The organism is Nitrosomonas sp. TNE100, assembly GCF_055387135.1.
Map to the genome: position 1 here is coordinate 978,260 of NZ_AP040997.1, position 24,982 is coordinate 1,003,241.

Annotated in this window: 19 protein-coding genes and 8 pseudogenes; 14 read left to right on the forward strand and 13 right to left on the reverse strand. The window is 49.1% G+C overall.

The window, feature by feature from the left end; genetic code table 11:
* Positions 1-16: 16 nt before the first annotated feature.
* Positions 17-778 (reverse strand): 16S rRNA (uracil(1498)-N(3))-methyltransferase, encoded by a 762-nt coding sequence (locus ACZ5EJ_RS04765; RefSeq protein WP_074456490.1) that lies wholly within the window; start codon positions 776-778, stop codon positions 17-19.
* Between the two features lie 97 nt (positions 779-875).
* Between ACZ5EJ_RS04765 and ACZ5EJ_RS04770 the strand changes: the two genes are divergently transcribed.
* Positions 876-1,433, forward strand: coding sequence for a thioredoxin family protein (locus tag ACZ5EJ_RS04770; RefSeq protein WP_011634129.1), 558 nt, complete (start codon positions 876-878; stop codon positions 1,431-1,433).
* A gap of 2 nt (positions 1,434-1,435) precedes the next feature.
* On the forward strand, positions 1,436-2,239 hold the full coding sequence (locus ACZ5EJ_RS04775; protein ID WP_011634130.1) for an inositol monophosphatase family protein: 804 nt from the start codon (positions 1,436-1,438) through the stop codon (positions 2,237-2,239).
* A gap of 93 nt (positions 2,240-2,332) precedes the next feature.
* Here ACZ5EJ_RS04775 and ACZ5EJ_RS04780 read toward each other — a convergent pair whose 3' ends face one another.
* Entirely contained in the window at positions 2,333-3,937 is a 1,605-nt protein-coding gene (locus ACZ5EJ_RS04780) for a multicopper oxidase family protein (protein ID WP_074456491.1), read from the reverse strand.
* Positions 3,938-4,407: 470 nt separating this feature from the next.
* On the opposite strand from ACZ5EJ_RS04780, the gene ACZ5EJ_RS04785 reads away from it, so the two are divergent.
* From ACZ5EJ_RS04785 to ACZ5EJ_RS04805, 5 genes and pseudogenes are all read left to right on the forward strand, one after another.
* The gene (locus tag ACZ5EJ_RS04785; protein WP_369668795.1) at positions 4,408-5,919 is read left to right on the forward strand and encodes an alginate export family protein; all 1,512 of its coding nucleotides are present in this window, start codon (positions 4,408-4,410) and stop codon (positions 5,917-5,919) included.
* A gap of 45 nt (positions 5,920-5,964) precedes the next feature.
* Positions 5,965-6,300 (forward strand): hypothetical protein, encoded by a 336-nt coding sequence (locus ACZ5EJ_RS04790; RefSeq protein WP_011634133.1) that lies wholly within the window; start codon positions 5,965-5,967, stop codon positions 6,298-6,300.
* A 130-nt stretch (positions 6,301-6,430) separates the two neighbouring features.
* Positions 6,431-7,214 (forward strand): annotated as a pseudogene (locus ACZ5EJ_RS04795) (IS5 family transposase).
* A gap of 62 nt (positions 7,215-7,276) precedes the next feature.
* Positions 7,277-7,419: pseudogene (locus ACZ5EJ_RS04800) on the forward strand (IS481 family transposase); the annotation flags it as partial.
* A 269-nt stretch (positions 7,420-7,688) separates the two neighbouring features.
* Positions 7,689-8,662: pseudogene (locus ACZ5EJ_RS04805) on the forward strand (methyltransferase).
* 50 nt (positions 8,663-8,712) lie between these two features.
* Here ACZ5EJ_RS04805 and ACZ5EJ_RS04810 read toward each other — a convergent pair.
* From ACZ5EJ_RS04810 to ACZ5EJ_RS04830, 5 genes and pseudogenes are all read right to left on the reverse strand, one after another.
* A pseudogene (locus tag ACZ5EJ_RS04810) lies at positions 8,713-9,027 on the reverse strand (IS3 family transposase); the annotation flags it as partial.
* A 247-nt stretch (positions 9,028-9,274) separates the two neighbouring features.
* Complete coding sequence (locus tag ACZ5EJ_RS04815; protein ID WP_011634136.1) at positions 9,275-10,090, reverse strand: class I SAM-dependent methyltransferase; 816 nt, start codon at positions 10,088-10,090, stop codon at positions 9,275-9,277.
* Positions 10,091-10,141: 51 nt separating this feature from the next.
* Entirely contained in the window at positions 10,142-11,101 is a 960-nt protein-coding gene (bla, locus tag ACZ5EJ_RS04820; RefSeq protein ID WP_011634137.1) for a class A beta-lactamase, read from the reverse strand.
* Positions 11,098-11,712 (reverse strand): class I SAM-dependent methyltransferase, encoded by a 615-nt coding sequence (locus tag ACZ5EJ_RS04825; protein ID WP_011634138.1) that lies wholly within the window; start codon positions 11,710-11,712, stop codon positions 11,098-11,100. The genes bla and ACZ5EJ_RS04825 overlap by 4 nt, the downstream gene beginning before the upstream one ends.
* A gap of 109 nt (positions 11,713-11,821) precedes the next feature.
* The gene (locus ACZ5EJ_RS04830) at positions 11,822-12,313 is read right to left on the reverse strand and encodes a hypothetical protein (protein WP_011634139.1); all 492 of its coding nucleotides are present in this window, start codon (positions 12,311-12,313) and stop codon (positions 11,822-11,824) included.
* Between the two features lie 252 nt (positions 12,314-12,565).
* Between ACZ5EJ_RS04830 and ACZ5EJ_RS04835 the strand changes: the two genes are divergently transcribed.
* Entirely contained in the window at positions 12,566-13,528 is a 963-nt protein-coding gene (locus tag ACZ5EJ_RS04835) for an IS481 family transposase (RefSeq protein WP_464557365.1), read from the forward strand.
* Between the two features lie 368 nt (positions 13,529-13,896).
* Here ACZ5EJ_RS04835 and ACZ5EJ_RS04840 read toward each other — a convergent pair whose 3' ends face one another.
* The 5 genes and pseudogenes from ACZ5EJ_RS04840 to ACZ5EJ_RS04860 all read right to left on the reverse strand — a co-directional run.
* Entirely contained in the window at positions 13,897-14,373 is a 477-nt protein-coding gene (locus ACZ5EJ_RS04840; protein ID WP_242500220.1) for a pyrimidine dimer DNA glycosylase/endonuclease V, read from the reverse strand.
* Positions 14,343-14,840, reverse strand: a complete 498-nt coding sequence (locus ACZ5EJ_RS04845; protein ID WP_074456516.1) for a TspO/MBR family protein — start codon at positions 14,838-14,840, stop codon at positions 14,343-14,345. Before ACZ5EJ_RS04845 ends, ACZ5EJ_RS04840 begins: the two co-directional genes overlap by 31 nt.
* Positions 14,841-14,882: 42 nt before the next feature.
* Positions 14,883-15,032, reverse strand: coding sequence for an integrase core domain-containing protein (locus ACZ5EJ_RS04850; RefSeq protein WP_011634150.1), 150 nt, complete (start codon positions 15,030-15,032; stop codon positions 14,883-14,885).
* 353 nt (positions 15,033-15,385) lie between these two features.
* Positions 15,386-16,113, reverse strand: a pseudogene (locus ACZ5EJ_RS04855) (IS3 family transposase); the annotation flags it as partial.
* 3 nt (positions 16,114-16,116) lie between these two features.
* A pseudogene (locus ACZ5EJ_RS04860) lies at positions 16,117-16,272 on the reverse strand (transposase); the annotation flags it as partial.
* A gap of 75 nt (positions 16,273-16,347) precedes the next feature.
* On the opposite strand from ACZ5EJ_RS04860, the gene ACZ5EJ_RS04865 reads away from it, so the two are divergent.
* The 6 genes and pseudogenes from ACZ5EJ_RS04865 (at position 16,348) to ACZ5EJ_RS04890 (ending at position 21,479) form a co-directional block, all read left to right on the forward strand.
* On the forward strand, positions 16,348-18,018 hold the full coding sequence (locus tag ACZ5EJ_RS04865) for a serine hydrolase (protein ID WP_011634148.1): 1,671 nt from the start codon (positions 16,348-16,350) through the stop codon (positions 18,016-18,018).
* A gap of 4 nt (positions 18,019-18,022) precedes the next feature.
* Positions 18,023-18,823: a glucose 1-dehydrogenase gene (locus ACZ5EJ_RS04870; RefSeq protein ID WP_464557592.1), complete on the forward strand. Its 801-nt coding sequence runs from the start codon at positions 18,023-18,025 to the stop codon at positions 18,821-18,823.
* Between the two features lie 48 nt (positions 18,824-18,871).
* The gene (locus tag ACZ5EJ_RS04875; RefSeq protein ID WP_218142407.1) at positions 18,872-19,891 is read left to right on the forward strand and encodes a zinc-binding dehydrogenase; all 1,020 of its coding nucleotides are present in this window, start codon (positions 18,872-18,874) and stop codon (positions 19,889-19,891) included.
* Positions 19,892-20,089: 198 nt separating this feature from the next.
* A pseudogene (locus tag ACZ5EJ_RS04880) lies at positions 20,090-20,245 on the forward strand (transposase); the annotation flags it as partial.
* 60 nt (positions 20,246-20,305) lie between these two features.
* Positions 20,306-20,976: pseudogene (locus tag ACZ5EJ_RS04885) on the forward strand (IS3 family transposase); the annotation flags it as partial.
* Between the two features lie 368 nt (positions 20,977-21,344).
* The gene (locus ACZ5EJ_RS04890) at positions 21,345-21,479 is read left to right on the forward strand and encodes an IS3 family transposase (RefSeq protein ID WP_160803634.1); all 135 of its coding nucleotides are present in this window, start codon (positions 21,345-21,347) and stop codon (positions 21,477-21,479) included.
* Between the two features lie 314 nt (positions 21,480-21,793).
* Here ACZ5EJ_RS04890 and ACZ5EJ_RS04895 read toward each other — a convergent pair whose 3' ends face one another.
* Positions 21,794-24,982, reverse strand: coding sequence for a helicase HerA domain-containing protein (locus tag ACZ5EJ_RS04895; RefSeq protein WP_074456302.1), 3,189 nt, complete (start codon positions 24,980-24,982; stop codon positions 21,794-21,796).

Consider the following 24,982-nt stretch of genomic DNA (forward strand, 5'->3'; position numbering starts at 1 on the left):
CAAGGTAGAAGCACTATTAATAATCACCCCAAAGCACCTGGGCGGCGGCAATGGCTGCCAATGCAGCGGTTTCGGTGCGCAGAATACGAGTGCCCAGGCAGATAGGTATAAATCCGGCGTGAAGCATGGCGTCGGTTTCTTCTTCAGTAAATCCTCCCTCCGGGCCTGTCAGTAATGTAATGCACTCCCCGGATTCTGGAGGAGACAACTTGGCCAAACGTAGACGAGCGACAGGGGAGAGTATTATATCGTGCCCGGATAGATTACTATTTTCCTGTTTTTGCACCAGTTTCTGTTCTAACCAATGAGATAGGGACATAAGTGGCAACAGCTGGGGAATTCTGTTCCGTCCACATTGTTCACAGGCAGAAATAATGATTTTTTGCCAGTGATGCCAGCGTTTATCGGCACGTTCCCCTGTGAGTCGGATGAGTGTACGGCTAGTAATCAAAGGTTGTATACAAATGACGCCTTGTTCAACAGCTTTCTGAATGATCCAGTCCATTTTTTCATTGGTACAGACAGCTTGTGCCAACGTAAGCATTAAGGGGGATTCACGCTCAACTGGCAGGTGCTGTTCGATTTTAACGACACAAGCAGATTTTCTGACTTGGACAAGGCAACCGGAAAATTCACCTCCTGTACCATCGAACAGGATCACCGGATCTCCCTGTTTTAATCGGAGTACCTGAACTGCGTGATGACTGGTATCGCTGTTTAGCGTAACCTGTTTGGCATCGGGATGAATAGGGAGAGTATGAAAAAAGCGTGCTGTCATATAAAAAAGAATTGATATCTTGAGAGAAAAAGTAACAAAATATTTTTATGATAGTATAGGTAAGAATGAAATTGATTAATGAAAAAGGAGTGGCTAGATGGCAAGTCTTGAAACACCGGTTTGTGATTTTGGCTGGAAGGCGATAGATTTTGATCTTCCCGGGGTGGACGGTAAGCGTTACAACCTGGCATCTGTGCTGGGTGAGAATGGGTTATTGGTCATGTTTATATGCAACCATTGCCCTTATGTAAAAGCTGTTCGTGACCGGATCATTCGAGACGTCAAAGAGCTTGCTGGGCATGGCATCGGTACAATTGCCATCATGTCTAACGATCCGGCAGATTATCCGGAGGATTCATTTGAGAGCATGGGTAAAATTGCCCGGGAATATGCCTATCCGTTCCCCTATGTAATGGATGAAACCCAGGAAACTGCTAAAGCATACGGAGCAGTCTGTACGCCTGATTTTTTTGGCTTCAACAATAAACTGGAGCTGCAGTATCGTGGTCGGCTGGATGCCTCCCGCAAGGAAGCAGCACCTGCTGATGCACGCCGTGATTTGTTCGAGGCAATGGTTCAGGTGGCGAAAACCGGAAGTGGGCCTGAAGAACAGATTTCCAGTATTGGTTGTTCAATCAAGTGGCGAGCAGATTGAGCATGCTGGATCGTGTCATCACGGCAGTAAGGGAGGTTGCACACAAGGAGATTATTCCGCGTTATCTGCAAGTTGAACGTATCTATAAAGCAGATGGCAGTTTTTGTACCGAGGCGGATCTGGCTGCGCAAGGAAGTTTACTGGAGAGATTATACGAAATTTCTCCTGTGGCGATGATTGGCGAGGAAATGCCGGAATCGCAACAACTGGAGCAGTGGGAAGCCGGCCAGGAGGGGATATGGAGTATTGATCCAATTGATGGAACTTCCAATTTCATGAATGGCTTGCCTTATTTTGCTGTTTCTGTGGCGCTGATGCGAGGGGGCAGAAGTGTGCTGGGCGTTGTCTACAATCCGGCGACAGATGAAATGTTTTATGCTGAGCAGGGGAAGGGTGCTTTTCTTAATGGCAAAGCCTTACCTCTTTCCAGACGTAAAATTCCGTTAAACAAAGCGATTGCCAATGTCGATTTCAAGCGGCTGAATCGCAAGCTGGCAGTAGAAATTGTTGCCAAACCTCCTTATTCCTCACAAAGAAACTATGGCACTTGCACGCTGGAATGGTGTTATACCGCAGCGGGGTATTTTGATCTGTATTTACATGGTGGCCAGAAACCTTGGGATTATGCCGCTGGCTGCCTGATACTGGAGGAGGCGGGTGGCCATCGGTGTACGCTGGAGGAGGATGATTACTGGGCAAGCTATCCCTGGCGTCGTTCAGTTATCGGTGCGCTTGATCATGATTTGTTCATTCAGTGGCGTGACTGGATCAGGGCGCGTTTGCCAGATACTGGCTCTGCCCGCTGATTTTCCTGAATCTGAAGACTGCCGGTAGTTGGATGGTATTCGTATAGCACGGCACAGGTAAATTGTATGCCTGTACTCAACACCAACCCGGATTCAGCTGACAAAGAAATTGCGCATCATACCCATATCTTCATGTTCCAGGTTATGACAGTGATAAAGAAATAGCCCGGTATAGTCCGTAAATGGCTTGATGATTTCAACTTCCTCTCCTGGCATCACCAGCACTGTATCTTTCCAGCCACTGTTGATAAATCCATCCTTAATTGCAGCGTAAGCACTGCCAGCATGGCCAGGTTTGCGTGACAGAATCTGGAATTGCTGGCCATGAAGATGGATCGGGTGCGGCTGCGCCATTATCATCCCCATCATTCCTCCTCCCCGACCACCGCGCATCCCGCCACCCATGCCCCCATCCCCTCCGATACCCGGATTGATATTGGATATCCGGATTCTTTGCACGGTATTTACTGGTATTTTCTCTTGGTTCGTATAATCCAGCATGTCAAAGGTTCGGCCATTGAGATTGAAGGTCATACGACGCATGCCAATGGCAATTGGCACCACGATATCCGGATTAGAAGTATCCTTCGCAGTGAAACGGTGTATGGGAACCAGGGTATCAGGCAATCTGGGTGAATCACTTACTTGTTTGGTGATTGCAAATTTGACGATGGTACCTTTGTTTCCCTGGTCCATCGTATTACTTCCCATGCCCATTCCACCTCCCATGCGCATGGAAAATCCCTGGTAGGATAAAGTCTGCAGAGCCAGCTCAGAGCCAGGCTTGCGACCGCTAAAATCAACCCATAGTTCTACCCGTTCTGCTGGGGCGAGCATGATATAGGGGAAGGTTTGCGGTTTTTCCAGTAATCCGCCATCTGTACCGATGATGGTAAGCGGAGAGCCGTCACTCCAGCCCAGTTTGTAGATTCTGGAGTTTGATCCATTCAGGATACGAAGACGGTAGGCACGTGTTTTTACGGGAATAACATGGTTGCGCCGGCCATTTGCCAAGATGGTATCGCCAAGAAACCCCTGCATACGCTGATGCATGTTCAGTGCGTAATACAATTGATTCCCGGATGTAAAAGTTCGATCCTGGATGATAAGCGGAATATCGTATTCATCACTTGGCAGATCCAGTTTGCGTTCAATCTCGTCTGTGATAGTAATGAGTCCGGCGAGACCCTGATACACTTGTCTAGCAGTTACTTCATGTGTATGAGAATGATACCAGTTAGTACCAGCCGGGTTTTTCACTTCAAACTCATATACATATTGCTCACCCTGGTTGATTGCATACATCGGATGTCCATCCATAATTTGCGGTACATGCATGCCGTGCCAATGCGTTACGCAGGGCTCTGGTATCTGATTGTAAAAAAATATTCGGACTTTCTGGCCTTGTTCAAAATTGAGCACAGGCCCCAGATAGCTGGGCAGTTCTTTAAGCGTACCAGAAGGTCCTTTCAGTAATTTTCCGGTATATTTAAGAACACGGGTATTTGCTCCCGGCAGGATTGAGACCTCGGTCATTTGTGCTGTCAGGGCAATTTCAACGTCGGCCTTGAATGCGCTATTGGGTGTTTTATTGAGTTTATTGCTTTCTGTAAACGCAAACCCGGGTATAGCTGCGGCAAGTGTTCCAGATGCGGCATATTGCAAGAACCGGCGACGATTAAGGTTGGTATTGGTCATAAAATTAACCTTATTAAATAATTGACAGTTTTAAGCAGATTCTACCTAATTCGAGATAACCCCGGCGTTCTGGGAAACCAAGTGTAGCAGTCGGTGCAAGTGCCTGATTACCTTTTCTTCAGCGATGTGGCACATTAATAGTTGTGTGAGGGTGTGTTTGAGAAAAATATGGCTAAGAGAAATTTTTTATCCCGGTGTCAAAATGAATATGTGTAAAATTTGTCAGGAAATTAGTTTTTCGGATGTTTCAGAGCTCGATACGAAGAATAATCAACCTGAAACTTTTAATCACTCCTTCTCATAGTAATTATTCCAGAATGTATATAACTGATGCTACTGACCTCAGCCTTAGCCAGAACAGTTTGATTAAGAAATTGACTGAATCATTTATAGATAAACTATCAGATACAATCAGAGCTGGTCTGCAGGTAACCATCACCTGCCTCATTTGTATAAACGGGAGCAGCCCGGTGTTTGCCAGCGAGCGTTCCGTTACTGAAAATCATCAGATTGATTGGTCTAAAGCCCCTCCGGTAACACCACCACCTCGCTCTGGAATTTTTGGCAAGCCTCCAGCAGGCCCCGGCTATTTTTCATTACTGGACTGGTTTGATGGCAACAGACAGGATAAACCACAGTTTGACCCTCACCCACCTGCAGCGCTGACAACAACTCCGGCATTTGATTTTGATTTCCGCTATCTTGAACAACCAGATCATGAAAAGGATTTTTTTGATCCAGTTAAACGTATTCATCTGGGTGATGACTGGCTACTGTCTTTCGGTGGCAGCTTCTGGTATCGCTACATGCATGAAACTGACAGCCGCCTGAATCCAGCAAAAGCCAACAATAATTATCATTTGTTACGAACACGGCTTCATGCTGATCTTTGGTATCAGGATCGCTTCCGGTTGTTTGCCGAGATGCTGGATGCGCGCGCACTGGGGCTGGATTTGCCGCCGCTTGCTATCGACAAGAATCATACTGATATGCTCAATCTGTTTGCAGATGTCAAACTGGGGCAATTCATGGATGATCCGGTCTATCTGCGAGTAGGGCGCCAGGAACTGCTATACGGATCGCAGCGGTTGATATCAACACTAGACTGGGCAAATACCCGTCGCACATTCCAGGGGATAAAAACATTCTGGCAAAATCCGACATTCAACTTGGATGCATTCTGGGTGCGACCAATGGTGACCGAGCCCAATCAGTTCGATAACTGGGATAAGGATCGTAACTTTGTTGGTTTGTGGGGAACTTATAAAGCAATTCCAGGCCAGGTGCTTGATCTGTATTACTTGAATTTGATTGATAACAGAGCTGTTTCTCCTGCCAGTATTACCCAGGGTAATGTGTTACAAGGTGATTCGGTGCTGCATACCATTGGCGCGCGCTGGGCGGGTGATTATGAACGCATCCTCTACGAACTGGAGGGTATGTATCAGTTCGGGAGACGTTCCCATCTTGATATTTCCGCTTTTTCTATTGCTTCCGGGGTAGGTTATCATTTGCCTTTGCCGATGAATCCTCAATTCTGGCTACGCTATGACTTTGCCTCGGGAGATAAAAACCCAGGTGATGGACATAGCAATACGTTTAACCAGCTTTTCCCGTTTGGCCATTATTATTTCGGGTATATGGATCAAGTGGGGCGGCAGAATATCCATGACTTCAATGCCCAGTTTTCGATGAATCCGCAGCCATGGGTATCACTCACCGGGCAGTATCACCGTTTTTATCTGGCAAACAAGCGTGACTATCTGTACAACGCAGCAGGGATGGGATTTATACGGGATATTAATGGTCAATCAGGCAGCCATGTCGGAGATGAAATAGATTTTGTGGTTAATTTCCATGTCAGTCGTCACCATGATATTTTGTTGGGCTATTCAAAATTTTTTACCGGTACATTTGTTAAAAATCAGCGTCCCGGTGTTTCACCTGATTTGTTCTATGCACAATATAACTTCCGGTTCTGATTGATAGGCCAGAATCGTATTTTTCAACTTTGGAAAGGAAAAAACATGTTCAAAACGCTATTTGCTGTAATTTTGTCGGCTTCACTTATCAGCCTTAATATCTCTACTGCTTACGCAGAAGCACCTGCCAGAGGTGAAACGTTTCCTGCTGATGAAGGCATTGTTGTCTCATCTATCGATACAGCGGGATATACCTATATGGAGCTGGCAAACGGTGACAAGAAATTCTGGATTGCGGCGCCGACAACCAAAGTTGAGAAAGGGGAACATATTCGCTTCGTAGAGAATATGAAAATGCACAACTTCACCAGCAAAACCCTGAACCGGACTTTTAATGAACTGATTTTTGTTACATCCACACAAGTTAAAGTAGAGAAGTAAAACAGGTTTTTTATCGAGGGATAATTAACATCTGCTGACGCTTATTGATTTTGCTGCCCAGCTTTTTTTGAATCCTTGCAGATTGATAAGAACCTGTTCAAAATCTCTGGGAGTATGAGAGACTCGGGAGATGAGAAAAAGTTACCTGAGCGACATCAGTCGTGAACAATTCGAGCTTATCAAGCCTTTGCTGGAGAGCGCGCGCAGGAAGACCAGCCCTCGACGAATAGATCTGTACGAGGTTTTTTGTGCGGTGCTGTATTTGCTCAAGAGCGGCTGCCAGTGGCGAGCCCTGCCTAATGACTTTCCCAAATGGCGCACTGTCCACTTATACTGGGCCATCTGGAGTGAGCCGCGCGAAGGAGGCAGCCTGCTGGAGCAGGCATTAAAAAAATCAGGTTGGCGAGGTTCGCACCAGACAGGGACGCAACGCCTGCACGTCATTCTTGATCGTGGACGCATAGAGCGTGAAGAACACGGACACGGCGAGCCAGAAGGGCTATGACGCAGGCAAGAAGGTATCGGGCATCAAACGTCATATCGCGGTCGATACCCAGGGTTTGCCGCATACCATTGCGGTGACGACAGCGGAAGTGACCGATCGCAAAGGTGCGTTGCAGGTTTTTCGGCGTTGTTGTTCAGGCCTTGGCCGGGTGTTGGCGGACAGCGGTTATGTGGGGGAGCCGTTTGCTCAAGGTGTACGCGATGTGCTGAGCGAGACTGTCGCGGTTCAGATCGCCAAGCGCAGTGAGTTGCATACCTTCGCCGTTATCCCCAAGCGTTGGGTGGTGGAACGCAGCTTTGCCTGGTTGGAGAAGAATCGACGGCTGTGGAAGAATTGTGAGCACTTACCCAACACCAGCTTGCAGTTTATTCACCTGGCCTTCCTGGCCGTTCTACTCAAAAGACTTTGAACGGGCTCTTAGGGTCCATAAGGCATCATCAGGATTTCGATTGCTTAACAAACATGGAGTGTTATGCGAGTCTGTATAATCAGCAACTACCGCACAGTCTGCCTTCAAGAGTAAAACTCCAATGTAGGCCATGAAAGAATGGTATAGAACTCATCTCCATCTCTTTCATAAAAAACCATACAATCATCCGGGATGTGATAATTAGCCAAATCGGGGCGGGCAACACTTAATTCTACTTTCTTGACATCAGCTTTTGCTATAGCTGTAGCTCTTGCTTTCCTTGATTAGATCGATCAATCGCTTATGTTGACAATGATGCGGCACTTTCTTTGTAACACAATGCTCTACTTTATCGTCATTATGGCATGATCAGGTTAGCGTTATTATTGTCGCCTTTTGAAAGGAGAATAAATGTCCCAAGACGAATCCAAGCCCGTTTCAACGGAAGCTCCCCCAGCAACGCAACTGATGCAGATGATTTTTGGATTTGTTACTACGCAGGCCATCTCTGTAGCGGCGAGACTGAGTTTGGCTGATTTGCTCAAAGATGGACCGAAAAGTATAGAGGAACTTGCTCAGGCAACCGGCACCCAGGCAAGCGCTCTCTATCGTATCTTGCGCGAGCTTGCCAGTGTTGGTATCTTTGCTGAAGATGACGCGGCGCGCTTTAAACTGACCCCCTTGGCCGAACTGCTACGAAGCGATACGCCTGGTAGTGTGCGCGATCTTTCTATTTTTATCGGAGCGGATTGGCATTGGCGTGCATGGGGCGATCTTTTCGGCAGTGCTCAGTCTGGCCTGCCAGCGTTCGAAAGAATCCATGGTAAAGCCTTCTTCGAGTATCTAGGCGAAAATTCTGGTCCCGCCCAGATTTTCAACGATGCCATGACCAGTATGAGTGCTACCGCCAGCGCGGCAATCGTCGACGGCTACGACTTTACGGGAATCAGCAAGCTCGTCGATGTAGGTGGCGGTCACGGCATGCTTCTTTGCTCAATCCTGGAAAAATTTCCACAAATGAGCGGAATCCTCATCGATGCCCCTTCCGTCATTGCTGGAGCAAAGGAGGCTATTGAAGAGCGTGGGCTTTCGAAGCGCTGCGAGGCAGTTGGCGGTGACTTCTTTGCATCGGTTCCGGCGGGGGGAGACGCCTATATCATGAAGCATATCCTCCATGAATGGAACGATGAACGCGCGTCGACCATCCTCCAGTGCTGTGCCGGGAAATACCGACAGATGGCAGGCTTCTTGTCGTCGAAATGGTTATTCCGGAAAGGAACGCACCATCGTTTGGCAAGCTAATGGATCTGGAAATGCTGGTGCTGCTCCACGCTCATGAGCGTACTGAAGCTGGATATCGTGAGTTGTTCAATCGGTCTGGCTTCCAGTTGACCAGAATCGTTTCGACCAAATCAGCATACAGCATAATTGAGGGAGTGCCTGTTTGACTTTCCATCCCACCAGCTTAAAGCATCCGCTTCGATCTTAAATCTTCACGTCGCTGGCTGTTATAAAACATGGAAATATACTGCAGTACCTCTTGCTGGGCTGCATAGCGAGTCAGGTAATGTTGCCAGTGGATTTGCTTCTGTTTAAGGCTACCGAAAAAGCTCTCGGCCACTGAATTATGCCGGACATTGTCCTCTCGCTTGTCAGCTCGCGAAACTACACTACGCTTGTTTTTCCAACAATTTCCCACACGACTCATACTGCCGATAAAGCCATGCATTTTTAAAAGTTGGTGATACTGTTTGCTGGCATATTGCGATCCACGATCCAAATGTACTGTCAGCCCTGCTTGCGGCTGACGTTGTCAGACAGCCATTTCCGCTATCTGTAAGTTGTTGCTGTTTGCCAGGTATAGAACTGATAGGACAGCGGCTAAGCAAAGTAAAAATGTAATTCCAATAGTAGTTTTATTCATATTTCCAGTTCGTATTCCTGCAAGAGTGCTAACGACAAGCTCACCCGCCGCCGGAAGCCCGAAGCGAAGCACAAGCGTAGGGCTGTAGGCGGTCGGGTGCAACGCCTTGTTGGGTGGTGACTCCCCCTGCCAGCCTTTACTTGAATGCCACTGCGATGTGCGTTGACATCGGAAATGTTATCGTGTCTCCATCTCGGTACCGTTGCGCCACCGCCTGCGTCTCGCTGGTGACCGCCTCCACGAGTGCGGAGCGCGCCGCAGCATCCAAGTGCACTACCGCTGGGAGTGACGTCGCTGCTCCCAGCACCGTGAGTTGCACAAAGCGCTCTGGCGCAGGCAGGTGAATAGTGAGCGACCGTGGCGTAATCGCTATACGTTGAAAGCCTGCATCACTTAGGAGCGTCCGCAGTTCTTCGGCATTCCATAATGCAAAGGGTACATCCACGGTGCCAATGGTCGTACCGAGGTGGCGTGCGGTCGCTTGAAACAGCGCCTCATACACTGGATGGCGGTGGAGCGCCTGCCACACACTGATCACGACACGCCCGCCATCGATCAGCACTTGCCGCATCTCTCGCAGGGCCGCGGCGCGATCGGGAAAAAACTGTAAGCCTTGCTGGCACAGCACGAGCTCGAACGCATTATCCGGCAGGTCGAGGTTGATCGCATTCCCTTCCAGCCAGGCAATCGGCGCGCCTGAGGGGGCGGGGAGCGCACGGGCAACGGCCAGCATGGCTGGATTGATATCGAGCGCGACCACCTTCCCTGCCGCTCCAACGAGGGGTGCGACTTGCCGTGCTACACTGCCCGTGCCGCACGCCACATCCAGCACTCGTTCACCAAACTGTGGAGCCGCGTACTCAAGCAGCACCTGTGTCCAAGGGGCAGAGATGGTGCGGCCAAAATATTGCTCGTATGTTTCGGCTGGATTCGGACTTTGCTGATGGCTCATAGAGTTCTCCTCACTGACAAGATGATGACCGCTGCCCAACCAGGACATTGGTCATGCGAAATGATGTGCTACCAGATGACTGATACTGGCATGCGCGGCGACCAAAGCCGGGCGATCTGCTCTTCCCTCACTTAGAAACGCCGCGATAAGGATGGGAGAACGACCGGGAGGAATGGCGATCGCCACATCGTTAACTGCGCCATGCTCGCCTGTGCCGGTTTTGTCGCCAACCAGCCAATCCTTGGGCAGCTTCGCTCGCAAACGATCATAGCCCGTTTCGCAGTCACGCAACCATTGCAACAGAAGATCGCGGGATGTAGATGAAAGGCGATTCCCGCACAGAACGTTACCCATCAAAGTAGCCATCGCTCGAGGTGAGGTTGTGTCGCGGAGATCGCCTGCGTCGTTGTCATTGAGCGTAGGCTCGTTTCTGTCGAGACGCGTTACAGCATCACCGCACGACCGGACAAACTCGGTGACAACGGACGGGCCGCCCAATTTGGAGAGCAGCAGATTGGCGGCCGTATTATCACTGACAACAATCGCAGCACGGGTCAATTCGCTCACGGTCATGAAACCTTCTTTAGCATGCATGCTTGTGACAGGTGCATAGGCCAGAAGATCAGCCTGTCCATACAAAACATGACTGCTGAGTGACAACAAATTTTGCTCTACCTGCGCAAGAATGGTTGCTGCGAGCACCCACTTGAATGTCGAGCACATCGCAAAGCGTTCATCCGGCCTGTGTGCCAATACCTTGCCGCTTCCTGTATCCACGGCAAAAACGCCGACCCTCCCACCAACTTTCGCCTCAATATCGGCGATAGAAGCAGGCTCGCCTTCAGTGCTTGCGGCAGACAAGACAGGCATTGCCGCCAGAGCGCTTACGACGGCGATCAAAAATTCTCTTCTTGTGCAGAGTGGGCTATTCATGCGTTTGTGACGTCTAACGCTCAATTCAACAGTGTGCGCAATGCGTCCGCTGGAATGAAATGTTATGCGTTGTTTCATTTGTCCTCCATGCGCGTACGCTGGCAGATGATGTAGACGTGTGGTTGAGGATACTGATCGTACTCAAGGTGTCGACAGACCGCTCCAGCCTGCGCAATCACCTCCAATGTCCGGGGAATTCCAAGCGTGCTGTGGTACATGGGAGGTCCCATGTACGTGTTACTGATCTCGGACGGCTCTTCCGTGCCGCCGATGGTGAATATGGCGACACCACCAAGGCTAAGCCCGGCCAGGATCTTGAGGAGGACCTGCTTCTGAGCCCTCAATGGCACATGCCAGACACTATCCCAAGCGGAGATGAAGTTGTAGAGATAGGGAAATTGCCACCTGCATATATCTGCATGGTGAAACGTCAGGTGCGGGTGCCGAGATAGAGCGAGTTCGAGCATCTTTCTCGAGATGTCCAAGCCCTCCGTAGAAAACCCGTGGTTGAGCAAAAATTCGATAACGCGCCCGCTGCCGCCGCAGCCGATGTCCAGAGCTGCACCTCGTAGTGTCGTGAAAGCAACTGCTTTCTCATGCTGGGCGATGCCGTCGTCTCTCGGGAAACAATCGCTTTGCCAGCGATGAGCAATCAGGTCGTAACTGTCTCCAACGTCCTGTGGGTTCATGGCTCGTGATTCAATGATGATAATGCTGCAAATCACCGACAGCTAAAAGCAGAACGAGGAACGAGCAGCGTTTTTTGCTGTTCGTGTGCATTTGTCTTGTTACGCTAAATCAATCATCTTCGGCTGGTGGTACTGAATTTGGATCAATCCAAACGCCACCCCTTTCAACAACCTTTCGTCTACGTTTAGTCATACGCTCATGCTTACAATACTTTTCATCCAACTCTTCCCATAATAATTTCAATTCCTGTGATTCTAGACATACTGGCTTAGCCTTAAGGTGAAATTCAGTGAAATCAGAAAGCATTTCGCTGTACTTGATATTTCTGTTGTCTATGTCAGTCCGCAACGCCTCAATTTTTTGCTGCAATGTTATGTTCTTCTCATTGAAATCCAATTTTTCTTTTTCAACTTCCCTGTTTAGATTTCTCTGAAAATCTGTTCTGAGTTCAGTGAGACTAGTTTCCAATGTCTTTAGACGAACACCGTATGCCCAACGAAACGCCCCCCAGATAGCCACGATAAACGGTGTAAGAATGGCAAGCAATCTTAGAAAATCGGCGAATGTAAGTGTTCGAAGAGCCTCAATGAATTCCGGCATTCTCTTAACTATGGTTAACAGTCATTATTGGCATAACGCCTGAGCTCAGCTGCGTTTGAGGCGGTGACCATTTTTGCGGCAGCAAAAATGGGCGGCGGGTCAAATGTCAGTTGCAGCGACTTGTTGGGCGACAGCCTACCGTTCACAAATTTCAAATTCCAACTCATGCAGCTTCTGCTCCGAAAGATTGACTAGTTGTTTAGTCCCACGGTGTGCTGGTGTAACATATAACCAGCTACGGAGGGATGATTTATGGGACAGATATTACACGGAAGCGCCCGCACGACAGCGGCGGTACGTCGAGCGATACAAAATAGTCAAGAGAGTCTGAATGTTCTGGCCAAGCGGCATGGGATTAATCCAAAAACGGTAGCGAAGTGGCGGAAGCGGGAATTCACCCACGATGCACCGATGGGCCCCAAAGAGTCGCACTCGACTGTTTTAAGTCTGGAAGAAGAAGCCGCTGTTGTGGCGTTTCGCAAACATACGCTTCTACCGCTGGATGATTGTCTATATGCCTTGCAACCAAGCATTCCGCATTTAACCCGCTCAAGCCTGCATCGCTGCTTTCAACGGCATGGCATCAGTCGGTTGCCGGAGGTTGATGGTGACAAGCCAAAGAAAAAGTTTAATGCCTATCCAATTGGCTACTTCCATATTGATATTGCCGAAGTTCGTACGAAGGAAGGTAAACTCTATCTTTTTGTAGCCATTGACCGGACATCAAAGTTCGTTTTTGTTCAACTCCAGAACAAAGCCAACCGCAACACGGCAACCGCCTTCTTGAAGGCCGTGATCGAGACTGTTCCCTACAAGATCCATACAATCCTGACTGATAACGGTATCCAGTTTACGTTCCCGGCGCGTTATCGGAATGGGCCAACGGCTCAGTATGTAACGCATATGTTCGATAGGTGTTGTCAGATCAACGGCATCGAGCACCGTCTCACCAAACCCAACCATCCCTGGACCAATGGTCAGGTTGAACGCATGAATCGAACCATCAAGGATGCGACTGTAAAACGGTATTATTACGACTCACACGATCAGTTGAAGGCCCATCTCCATCGCTTTGTGATGGCTTATAACTTCGCCAAAAGACTAAAAGCTCTCAAAGGCCTAACACCCTATGAATACATCTGCAAAATCTGGAAAAATGAGCCAGATCGTTTTATCTTTGACCCATTCCAGCACACCGTGGGACTAAACAACTAGTTGCTCAGGTAAAGGGGCACTCACATAGGGATTTGAGAACATGCGAAATTTGTACGCCTTCGTTTTGGAACTGACATAAAACCATAGAATAAATATCAGCACACCTGAAACATGATCCCAAAGAGGAAAGTTTCGCTCGATCTCAGTTTGAAGTCGTTCGTGAGCGCGAGGAAGTTCACTAACGTTTAAGGCAATAACGAATGGTCTGCCAGGAGCATGCTGACCATGTTCGGCTTTCCGCATGATCGGATTTAAATAGCTCGTTTCTGGCACGAGAGAACGAAGCATCACGACCAGGTTCCCTCGACCGTTTAGCAATGTCGCATTGGAAAAAAAGGTTGGTTCGTCATCCGGCCACCACTCTGGCCCTAAAAGCTCTCTGCAACGCGCTCCCACGATGCAATGCCACCAGGCTTGCAACGGAACAACGGATGGCATGCTGGTGTATCTACCTCACTCCATTGCGCATGAACCGCTGGGCTGCGAACAGCCAGCTTGCTTTGTAGGTGGCGCCACTCATATGCAAGCTGCCCCGCCGTGACCGAAATATTCCGGACTGCCCGAACCGAGCCGATCTTGAGTCGATTGAAGCTGTAACCCCGAGCCGTTGCCTCATCTTGCACTGCGGCAAGATAAGCGTTGATGGCTAGATGTGGAAGCGGATGCTCGCGAAACCGCTCCAGCTGCGGGTGATGGATGTAACCACGCGTCTCGCCGCACAATACGGCTTTGGCCAGTAGAGCTTCACGCCAAAGCGCAACAAGACCTTTTGCATCTAGGTATTTGGGGTGTAGTGACCAAAGCCGCACGACCGTTAGCCCAGGAATTGCGGGTTGAGCTGCCACACAGAATAGCAAAGCGCTGAGGCAAAACTGACCCATAGTAGGTAAGGAATTAGCAAAACACCAGCCAACACTCGAATACGCCAGAACAAAACAAGTGTTGTAACAATGAGCAACCACAACAGCAGGATGTCTGCGAATGCCAAGGCTCCCATATGCCAACCGAAGAAAAGCCAGCTCCACAAGGCATTTACCGCTAGTTGCACCAAAAAGAGGATCAGTGGCGCACGGGCGGCACGGAACCCTTTGGCACGCCAGACAAGCCACGCGGCGAAGCCCATAAGCGCGTACAGAACTGTCCACACCGGGCCAAAAACAGCCGACGGCGGAGCCCAACCAGGACGGACAAGATCCGTGTAGAACGAACTGGCATGTATTGAAGCAGCAGCACCTATGCCTGCTGCGATAAAGCTAATAACAAGCCACCCGACGAGGCCGATAATCTGGTTTCTCAGTGACATATGAGTCATGAAATGTCTCCTTGTTCTGGTCAAGTAAACCTGGACACATTATTAAGTACTTTTTTCAAACTCCTGCGGAGTCATATTTCCCAAAGTGGTATGCAATCTGCGTGAGTTGTAATACACCATATAGGCTTGCACATCCTGAATGGCATCTTCTCTTGTTTGATAGAGGACACCAGTCAACCATTCTCGCTTCAAGCTGCTGAAGAAGCGCTCTGTAGGTGCGTTTACCTATCACTTTACACTGGTGGTTAATGACTACACCAACATGTGTATCTAAATGGGTATCAACGCCAAGAATAACTTCATTCTGAATCAATGTGCCGTCCATATTTTATACTCCTCAGTCAAGATTGGCGCATTACCAACCCCACTTACCGGACAGGACACTCACGGTGCAATTCAAGGCTCCTATTAGGCCACATGTATTGGGCCCGGCAACGCTCAGGGAATGCCTGGGCCAGATCGACAGGTCAACGCAAAGGCACTACTTCGCCAATCCCAACACGGGTCAGATCAAGCCGGGCATTCCATACCATATTAAACTGAGTATCCCAACAGTTTCCTTTGCGGCTCATCGAACATTGCATGTTGTGTGCTGAGTCAGTAGCGTTTGGTAGTCGTGTGAAGCATACTGGCTACCTCTGTCGGAGTGATGCAACAGATTTTTTGGTGGTTGTCTCAGGTTGATTGCCATCATCAGTGCACGATTTACCAGAGCAGTCGTCATGTAATACTCCATATGCCAACCCACAATGCGCCGTGAGTAGAGATCCAGTACAACCGCCAAATATATCCATCCTTGTGCTGTCCGGATGTAAGTGATGCCGGTTGTCCACACCAGGTTAGGCTGTTTGGGAGAGAAATCTCTGTTCAACTTGTTGTCAGCCACTGGCTGATTATGTTTGCTGGTTGTTACTACATAACGCTGCCTGTTTCTGACTGTTAATCCCAGCTTTTTCATAAGCTTGCTAACTTTATAACATCCAACCATGAGGCCTTCTTTGCGCAGTTGTGCAACCATTTGCCGATTTCCCAAACTTGCCCGTGATTGTATGAACAGTGTTTTCATACGCTGACACAGTTGCCAGGTTTTACTGTCAATTAATCTGACAGGCCGTTTGCAACAGTCATAATAAGCACTGGTGCTCACCCGCATTACCCGACATAAAGCAGTAACAGGGTAATGTGGTTGCTGGAACCGGATGAAGGTATATTTCACTTCATCTCTTTCGCAAAGAAGGCGCTCGCCTTCATCCAGGCGAGTACCATTTGCCACTTGTTCCTGCTCTCGTTTCCAGCGCCGTACCTGCGTTGGATTGATATTAACCACCTCAGCTGCCTGGGATACGGTGTAACCTTGCTGCGTAACCAGTGCCACCGTTTCCTGCTTGAACTCAGATGAATATTTGCGTCGCGTTTCTTTAATAGCTGTCATAAACTACCTCCCTTTGCTGTTTTACAGGCTTAACAAAGTGTCCGGAAGTATTAGACCAGAACAATATCAATTTAAATGAGAACATATCAAACGATTTGGTGCTACGCTGCATTTTCACTGGTGCTGCTGAACGCGCCTCTGGCTGCACGCGCTGCCGAAACTGCACCCGCAAGTACTCGGCAAATCGCCGCTGACAACGCACTGGCCGGAACTGAATGGGAATTGACTGCGCCCGCTTACATCAGTTTGGAAAAGCGCCCAGTCTTGAAGTTCACCGACACGCGGTTAAACGCCTCAGTCGGGCTGAACTCTATCTTCGGCGGTTACGCGCTCAAAGGCAACACCATCAGCCTTCAACCGTTGGGTTCAACGCGCATGGCCGGTCCTGAATCGTTGATGAATGCGGAAGACCGTTACGGCAAAGCGTTGGGAAGCGTACGCAGCTTTGAACTTTCCGCCGACCGGCAGCAGCTCACGCTGCGCGGCGAGCAAACTCTGGTGTTTCGCATGACTTCCACTTCACCACAACCGCAGCAGTTTCTTTCGGCGCGCGACAGCGACCCCATCAAAATGGGCTGGATGCAGGGCTTTCCGCCTCCGCCCGACAAGCGGTTGAACTTCGCCGACGGCTCGTTCTTCCAATTCCCCGCGCTGCGCTGGAGCGTGGTGCATATGCGCGAGTTCATGCCGACCGTCAACGTTTCGCGCGGACTGCGAGTACTCGCGCCGTTGCCGCGTCGCCTCGATTCTCACATTGATTCGATTCGTTTTCGCCCCCTGAATGGCGCGCCGGAAATGACGTGGGAAGAATCGCTGTGGCACAACTACACCGACGGCATTTTGGTGTTGCATCGCGGTCGCATCGTCTATGAAAAGTACTTTGGCGCGCTTGCGCCCGACAAGCAGCACGCCGCGATGTCGGTGACGAAATCGCTCACCGGCACGCTGGGCGCGGTCTTGGTCGCCGAAGGCAAGCTGGACGAAAACAAGACGGTGGCCGCTTACATTCCCGAACTGAAAGATTCTGCCTTTGGAGATGCGACGGTGCGACAGGTGCTGGACATGACGACTGCGCTGCAATTCAGCGAAGAGTACGCCAACCCCAAAGCCGAAATCTGGAAGTACTCCGGCGCGGGCAATGTCCTTCCCAAGCCCAAAGATTACCAAGGCCCGGTCGGTTATTACGCCGCGCTGCAAACGATTCAAAAAGCGGGCGCGCACGGCGAAGCCTTCGGCTACAAAACGCCCAACGCCGACGCTCTGGGCTGGCTCGTCGCGCGGGCGAGCGGCCAATCGGTGGATGAACTGCTGGCCGAGCGCGTATGGAGCAAAATCGGCATGGAGCAGGACGCCTACTATTCGGTAGACGCGCTGGGCGTTCCGTTTGCCGGCGGCGGCTTCAACGCCGGTCTGCGCGACATGGCGCGCTTTGGCGAGTTGGTTCGCAACAAAGGTCGCTGGAAAGGGCAACAGATTCTGCCCGCTCAAGCGATGGAAGAAATCGCGCGCGGCGACCATCCCGAACTCAAAGGCTGGTCGTATCGGGATATGTGGTGGCACACCGGAAACGCTAATGGCGCTTTCGCAGCGCGCGGCGTGCATGGTCAAACCATTTACATCGACCCCAAAGCCGAAATGGTGATTGTGCGTTTCGCTTCGCATCCCATCGCCGCCAACAGCGCCAACGACGCGACTTCGCTGCCCGCCTACGAAGCCGTCGCGCGCCATTTGATGAAAGGAAAATAACCTTATGCAACCGACACCACTGTTCGATTTGAGCGGCAAAGTCGCCATCGTGACCGGCGGCGGCAACGGCATCGGCAAAGCCTGCGCGCGGATGCTGGCCGATTACGGAGCCGCCGTCGTCATCGCCGACTTGAAAACCGAAGACGCCCAAAAAGCCGCCGATGAAATTACTTCCAATGGCGGCCAGGCGTTGGCTATCGAATGCAACGTGCTGCGCGACGAAGATTTGGTGCGTTTAGTGGAGCGAACGGTTTCCGAGTGCGGCGGTATTCACATCTTGGTCAACAACGCCGGAGGCGGCGGCGCGGGGCGAGAAAGCCCCGACCAAATCAGCGTCGAGCAGTTCGCCAAAGTGTTTCAACTGAACCTTTTCAGCGCGTGGCGACTGGCGCAACTGTGCGCGCCGCACATGAAGCAGGCCGGTTACGGCTCGATTATCACCATGTCGTCCATGAGTTCGATCAACAAAAGTCCGGCGATTAGCGCCTACGCTTCATCCAAAGCCGCCATCAATCACATGACGGCCAACCTTGCCTTCGACTACGGCGCGGATGAAATTCGCGTCAATGCCGTTGGGCCGGGCGCGGTCAGGACTGGGGCTTTGGCTTCAGTTCTCACGCCCGAAATCGAGGAGCGAATGCTGGCGCACACGCCACTCAAGCGATTGGGCGAACCCGAAGACATCGCCGGAGCCGTGCTTTATTTTGCCGCTCCGGTCTCGCGGTGGGTGAGCGGTCAGGTGCTGTTCGTCAACGGCGGCGGCGTGCAAACCCTGGATTCAACGCGCGTTGTGGGTCGTGCATAAATCAGGCAATGGCATTGGTATGTGCGGACGTGACTCGAAAGATCACGTTTGGACCAGAACAGCTATAACAGGTATTTAAGGAGAGGTTCTATGCGAGCATCGATTTATCATCAATTTGGTGAACCTTCCAAGGTGCTGAATGAAGAAGAAGTAGTGCTTCCATCGCCAGGCGTGAATCAGGTCAGAGTCAAAACAATTTTATCGCCTATCCATAACCACGACCTATGGACAGTCCGTGGTACCTATGGCCACAAGCCAAACTTGCCAGCCATTGGTGGTAGCGAGGCCTTGGGGATCATCGATGCAGTCGGTGATGGGGTCAAAGAGCTCACACTGGGCCAGCGTGTTGTGGGGTCACCCATTATGGGGGTATGGGCTGAATATTTCTTGGCCCCAGCAGAGATACTAACGATTGTTCCCGATACCATCAGTGATGAGGTGGGTGCGCAGCTTGCTTCTATGCCATTTAGTGCGCTGTTATTACTTGAATTTTTGAATGCGGAAGCAGGGCAATGGATCATTCAAAATGCGGCAGGTGGAGCGATTGGCAAAACAGTATCGATCCTTGCAAGAGAGCAGGGTGTGAACACCATCAGTCTCGTTCGTAACAGTGAAACTGAAAAAGAGTTGACGGCTCAGGGTATTGAACATGTCGTTTCGACCGCCAACCAAGACTGGCAACAAAGTGTTAATGAGCTGACAGCTGGAGCTTCAATCAGTTATGCCATTGATTCTGTTGGAGGCGCTGCAACTGCAGCGCTGACTGCATTATTAGGAGAAAATGGCCTGCTGGTTTCCTTTGGGTCTATGTCAGGGGAGCCGATGCATATTCCCGCTGCAGACATTGCTTTCAAGCAGATTACGGTCAAAGGCTTTTGGCAGAAGAAGATTAATCAGTCCATGGCCGTGGAAAAAAGGAAGTCAATGATGGAGAAACTGATCTGCTTGGTAGAAACAGGAAAACTGAAGTTGCCAGTGGATGTGATTTACCCGATGAATGATGTAAAAAATGCGGCAACAGCAAGCCTACAATCATCGCGCAAGGGTAAAGTACTGCTTCGCCCATAATTAATCCTCACGAGTCAAGAGCGGTTATTCCACACATTTAGGTGTAATTGGACGGAAACCTGCTGATGCCTAACAATTCATTCAAGCCGACTCCGCTTCGCAGCGCGGCTTAATTCAGGCGTTAGGTGCCACAGGTATTCTGGTCTAATACTTCCGGACACTTTGTTAAGCCTGTAAAACAGCAAAGGGAGGTAGTTTATGACAGCTATTAAAGAAACGCGACGCAAATATTCATCTGAGTTCAAGCAGGAAACGGTGGCACTGGTTACGCAGCAAGGTTACACCGTATCCCAGGCAGCTGAGGTGGTTAATATCAATCCAACGCAGGTACGGCGCTGGAAACGAGAGCAGGAACAAGTGGCAAATGGTACTCGCCTGGATGAAGGCGAGCGCCTTCTTTGCGAAAGAGATGAAGTGAAATATACCTTCATCCGGTTCCAGCAACCACATTACCCTGTTACTGCTTTATGTCGGGTAATGCGGGTGAGCACCAGTGCTTATTATGACTGTTGCAAACGGCCTGTCAGATTAATTGACAGTAAAACCTGGCAACTGTGTCAGCGTATGAAAACACTGTTCATACAATCACGGGCAAGTTTGGGAAATCGGCAAATGGTTGCACAACTGCGCAAAGAAGGCCTCATGGTTGGATGTTATAAAGTTAGCAAGCTTATGAAAAAGCTGGGATTAACAGTCAGAAACAGGCAGCGTTATGTAGTAACAACCAGCAAACATAATCAGCCAGTGGCTGACAACAAGTTGAACAGAGATTTCTCTCCCAAACAGCCTAACCTGGTGTGGACAACCGGCATCACTTACATCCGGACAGCACAAGGATGGATATATTTGGCGGTTGTACTGGATCTCTACTCACGGCGCATTGTGGGTTGGCATATGGAGTATTACATGACGACTGCTCTGGTAAATCGTGCACTGATGATGGCAATCAACCTGAGACAACCACCAAAAAATCTGTTGCATCACTCCGACAGAGGTAGCCAGTATGCTTCACACGACTACCAAACGCTACTGACTCAGCACACAACATGCAATGTTCGATGAGCCGCAAAGGAAACTGTTGGGATACTCAGTTTAATATGGTATGGAATGCCCGGCTTGATCTGACCCGTGTTGGGATTGGCGAAGTAGTGCCTTTGCGTTGACCTGTCGATCTGGCCCAGGCATTCCCTGAGCGTTGCCGGGCCCAATACATGTGGCCTAATAGGAGCCTTGAATTGCACCGTGAGTGTCCTGTCCGGTAAGTGGGGTTGGTAATGCGCCAATCTTGACTGAGGAGTATAAAATATGGACGGCACATTGATTCAGAATGAAGTTATTCTTGGCGTTGATACCCATTTAGATACACATGTTGGTGTAGTCATTAACCACCAGTGTAAAGTGATAGGTAAACGCACCTACAGAGCGCTTCTTCAGCAGCTTGAAGCGAGAATGGTTGACTGGTGTCCTCTATCAAACAAGAGAAGATGCCATTCAGGATGTGCAAGCCTATATGGTGTATTACAACTCACGCAGATTGCATACCACTTTGGGAAATATGACTCCGCAGGAGTTTGAAAAAAGTACTTAATAATGTGTCCAGGTTTACTTGACCAGAACACCTTGAGAAATGATCTCGCAATTCGAGCCAGAATTCTGCCCGCGAGATCTTTCGACTTATGCCCACGCTGTAAGCAGTGTAAGCCAGCGCTACCAGTGCAATAGCAGCACCGACTATCTCAAGAATATTCTTAGATGTTTAGTCCCACGGTGTGCTGGTTTTAACTGAATTTGTCGTGTTGGTAAGTGCTTTCGATGGTGCTTTCAAAAATTTCTGCGTCTGGATCAGCAGACACGAGACAGGTATTGTTCAGAAAAAACTTTTAAATGCGCGCTAGAACAGAATCAGGAACTTGTAAACACATTTTGAAAAAAGGCTGAAATACGGTTATCTTTTTTCTTACCGGCTAGCTTTAAAATTTCATGTGCTGATACTTGTTCGGCCTGCACGAGAGAAAGGTCTGCCTTGATACTGCTTACTTCTCCATTATGAATGGCGTAAAATTCCCCAGTTGATTGATGGGCTAGTTTGCTGGAAATATCCGTTTTCGCTTCACTTAACATGGGTTTCAATTTATCTAATGCAGTTTTTTCTTTGATGCACCCGATAAACCATGTAGAGATCTGATCACGTGATCGATAATCCAGATCGCCCGGGCTTTGGGTTGCAAGCATCAATCCAATTCCAGCCGAGCGGGCGCGTCTGAGCAGATTTTCCAATGGCTCTTTGGTAGCTGGCTTGGATTGGGCGGGTAAATAAAGATCTGCTTCGTCGAGCAAAATGACGCCTTGCAGTTTATCACTCGGCGATTTTGCTGCGAAACGGCCAATATCCAGTAATAGCTGCGATACCCAGAACAATACGTTGTCATTGTTGCCTAGATTGCTGGTGTTGATGATACTTAGCTGGGTTTTCCCGTTCGAATGGCCGAATAAATTTCCGGTATTCAGTAATTCTCCTGATCGGGAAAACAGGCTTCCATGTCCCAATGCCAGAGTTTGTAAATCCTGCACTAGTTTTTTAGACAATTTGGAGTCGAGTCTTCCAATTGCATTGAGTAATAGCGGATCATCTTTGTCAATAAAATCCAGCAGATGATCAATTGTCAATACACGGCCCTTGTTCAATTGGCCCAGGATGGAAATTGCCTTCCCGAGAATAATGATTCGAGCTTTATCCTGGCCGTGATCTTTATAGCCCATAATTCTTCCTAGAGAGAAGGCTGCATGGTTGGCCAGCTGATCACATTCCCCAGATGATAAATTCTCCAATCCTTTAGGTACGATAGGTATGCTTAAAGGACGGCCTTGTCCTTCAATAACGCCAGGTGTGTAAACGACCACTTCAATTTTATTGCGTAAATCCTTGCGCATTTGAGCGTGCATTGGGTCCGCGACGGGGCTACGCCATGCTTCGTCTTTTGCATAGCTGCAAAGATCACCCTTTCTATCCAGAAGAATTGCCGGAATGCCTTGCAGCAGTAATTGCTCGATGATATTCAAGGCCAGGGTTGTTTTGCCACTCCCGGAACCACCCAAAAAAGCAGCGTGACGCACGAATTGAGAAATATCGACTTTGTAAAAGGAGGGTTGATAGCCTTGAGTCAGACCTATTTTTAGCTGTGAAGTATCTGGGGCCAATAGTTGCACATTCACAGGGACGGGAGGAACTGGTGGCTGTGCATTTTCTGGAACGGAGGAGGTTTCGGATCTTTTCAGAGTCATTTCAAGATCCAGAATTTGCTGAATTGAAGGCAAGCTGAGCAATGGCTGTGCCTTTTGCAGCCAACTCTTGAAGTCAGATCGTTCTGCGTATTGTTTACGGAATGATTCCATGGCTACCATCGTGCGCCAGTCAGCATCCGGGATCAGCACTTTTTTGCCACCATTTGCTACGAATTTACCCAGCTGGATAGCGATCTGGGTTCTTGGGTTAGCGGGAAACTCGATAGAGCGGATAGCGATTGCTGTGCGTCTACCTGCCGCTATTTGTAGTTTATTGATTTGCCTTGCCAGCACACCTCCTTGTGAAGATTTCTGGCATAAACCTATGGTTGACCAATAGGCAGTATTCTCTGCAGAATTTTGAATATCTATATCCAGAAAATCATCTCGTTGCACAATATTGCATTTGAGTGAATGATTGAATTCAACGGCGCAATGTCCAATCCCACGTCTGAGCAACTGCAACATTTCATCCTCATTTTCGGGTACATTATGCGGGTGGGCAAGATGATCATTCCATAATTGTTCCAATGGTCGAATGGTTTTTTTATTATCTTCTCTTGTTTGTGGTGGTGTATCTCCATTTTTATCAGGTAATCGTGGAAGATCACCCGTACGGATTGAATACTCACGTTCCTGGCGGCACCAGTCAATGATTTGGCGTGTTTTCATCCCGGCCAACAGCGTAGGTGTCTCATCCTGGAAGGGAAAAATAGATTCCCCTGAACTGGAATCGATTCCATGGCTATCATAGAGAGCTTCTAACCTTACGCTAATTATTTCGCGTATTTCTGTTTGACTGCGTTCCCCGCAGAGTGTAATTGTATCGGGATCACGTTCGATCCTGTCTATTAGTGAGCTTGGCAGGCTGTTTCTAAGTTGAGAACGGTATATCTCTTCCAGGCCCGCTATTACAACGACCACATTGGGAATTTCAGCTAGTTTTGTCATTTTCTCCATTGCCTGCCGGAATTTTATTTCAGCTTCTTCTGCAGGGTGAATATCTTCCAACTGATCCAGGCAAATAATAAAAGCTCCTTTATTGATTGCCCTCATCAAATATGCCAGCGCTTGTAACAAATGATCCGGGGCATCTTCCTGGACACGCGGTGTGAGATTGCCAAGTATTTTGCAATCGTATTCCGACATGTTTTCACAGCGAAGGTACTTTCGAACTCTGGCATGAATGGCGGGTTCATCATGTTGCAGATAGAGGAGTGCACGAATTAAATCGAGATCAACGTGCCGTAATTGCTCTCCTTCTTTATTCAGAATGGCATCGGTGATTTTGGAAATCAGCTCACTCAGCTCATCATGGTTCAATTCACCATTGCGCAGTTGATCGATGGCATGCTGTGAAACAATCTGTCGTTTTTCGATTAATGCATTGGATAAGTGCATCAATCCCGTCGTGCTGCCATTAATTGCACAATACGGTTTGTCGAGAGAATCTATCGTGTAATGAAGTGCATAGCTCGCATAATTTGAAATAGAAGAAGTCATTTGCATGTAGGCAAAATACCCCAGCGACTTTTCATGCGTGTAATTACGGAAAGCTCGCATGAGATGGGTTTTTCCAGCTCCAGACTCTCCCAGCAACAGCATGATGCGCCCTGAGTCTGTTTGCTCATTGTTACTTACACGATTCAATAACCGTTCAAAGCACTCACGGCTTTCCTGGTGGATACTTTCGATATCATAAGGATCAGGTTGCCAAATCTGATTGTGATGCGTAATGGAGTGGAAAATCTCTTCCTTTGCGCGGGAACGAAAAATCTGTAGATATTCTTTTTGTGGGGTTCCAGACAT

Excerpts from the sequence above, each read along its gene's own strand:
- ACZ5EJ_RS04765 (WP_074456490.1), bottom strand. The coding sequence starts at position 778 with ATGACAGCACGCTTTTTTCATACTCTCCCTATTCATCCCGATGCCAAA.
- ACZ5EJ_RS04770 (WP_011634129.1), top strand. The coding sequence starts at position 876 with ATGGCAAGTCTTGAAACACCGGTTTGTGATTTTGGCTGGAAGGCGATA.
- ACZ5EJ_RS04775 (WP_011634130.1), top strand. The coding sequence starts at position 1,436 with ATGCTGGATCGTGTCATCACGGCAGTAAGGGAGGTTGCACACAAGGAG.
- ACZ5EJ_RS04780 (WP_074456491.1), bottom strand. The coding sequence starts at position 3,937 with ATGACCAATACCAACCTTAATCGTCGCCGGTTCTTGCAATATGCCGCA.
- ACZ5EJ_RS04790 (WP_011634133.1), top strand. The coding sequence starts at position 5,965 with ATGTTCAAAACGCTATTTGCTGTAATTTTGTCGGCTTCACTTATCAGC.
- ACZ5EJ_RS04815 (WP_011634136.1), bottom strand. The coding sequence starts at position 10,090 with ATGAGCCATCAGCAAAGTCCGAATCCAGCCGAAACATACGAGCAATAT.
- bla (WP_011634137.1), bottom strand. The coding sequence starts at position 11,101 with ATGAAACAACGCATAACATTTCATTCCAGCGGACGCATTGCGCACACT.
- ACZ5EJ_RS04825 (WP_011634138.1), bottom strand. The coding sequence starts at position 11,712 with ATGAACCCACAGGACGTTGGAGACAGTTACGACCTGATTGCTCATCGC.
- ACZ5EJ_RS04830 (WP_011634139.1), bottom strand. The coding sequence starts at position 12,313 with ATGCCGGAATTCATTGAGGCTCTTCGAACACTTACATTCGCCGATTTT.
- ACZ5EJ_RS04835 (WP_464557365.1), top strand. The coding sequence starts at position 12,566 with ATGGGACAGATATTACACGGAAGCGCCCGCACGACAGCGGCGGTACGT.
- ACZ5EJ_RS04845 (WP_074456516.1), bottom strand. The coding sequence starts at position 14,840 with ATGACTCATATGTCACTGAGAAACCAGATTATCGGCCTCGTCGGGTGG.
- ACZ5EJ_RS04865 (WP_011634148.1), top strand. The coding sequence starts at position 16,348 with ATGAGAACATATCAAACGATTTGGTGCTACGCTGCATTTTCACTGGTG.
- ACZ5EJ_RS04870 (WP_464557592.1), top strand. The coding sequence starts at position 18,023 with ATGCAACCGACACCACTGTTCGATTTGAGCGGCAAAGTCGCCATCGTG.
- ACZ5EJ_RS04895 (WP_074456302.1), bottom strand. The coding sequence starts at position 24,982 with ATGTCTGGAACCCCACAAAAAGAATATCTACAGATTTTTCGTTCCCGC.